The sequence below is a fragment of the Streptomyces sp. NRRL WC-3549 genome (genome assembly GCF_000721935.1).
In the GTDB taxonomy this organism is placed as follows: Bacteria; Actinomycetota; Actinomycetes; order Streptomycetales; family Streptomycetaceae; genus Streptomyces.
The window spans coordinates 49,387-49,971 of sequence record NZ_KL585442.1; the positions used below are offsets into that span (position 1 = coordinate 49,387).

At 76.6% G+C, this 585-nt stretch carries 1 pseudogene; it reads right to left on the minus strand.

The features are described from left to right. A pseudogene (locus IH13_RS0133685) lies at positions 1 to 585 on the minus strand (MFS transporter); the annotation flags it as partial.

Here is a 585-nt window from a genome sequence, read left to right on the forward strand (position 1 = left end):
CGCACCGGCGATCAGCAGTCCGCCGGACACGAGGGCCGCACGGGCCCCCGCGAACTCCAGCAGAAGCCCCAGCAGGGGCGGGCCGGCCAGCCCCCACGCCGTGCCCGCGCTGCGCCAGACCCCGAGGACACGGCCGCGCATCTCGGGCGCCGGGTCGGTCTGCAGCACCGTGGCGCCCGCGGTGTCGGAGACGGACTCCACCACCGCCATGGGAATGACCAGCAGGACGAGGACGACGAGCCCCGGTGACAGCCCGGCCGCCGCCTGGAGCAGCCCCCCGCAGGCCGCGAGGGTGCCCACCAGCCGGACCGTGGGCTTCAGCAGTCGCCCCGCGAGCAGCGCGCCGATCACCCCGCCCACGGCCAGCACGGTGGAGACGACGCCGAAGTCGCTCTCCTGGGCGTGCAGCGGACCGACGACGAGGACGGCCAGGGTCAGCTGGTAGTTGCGTCCGAAGACGGAGCTGAGGCCGGTTATCCCCGCCAGCGCCACCAGCCGGGGGCGGCTCATGAAGTAGCGCAGGCCGGCCCCTGGCCCCCGTGCCCTCCCGCCCCCGGGACGCGCCCGCCGGATCCGCGGCGGGGG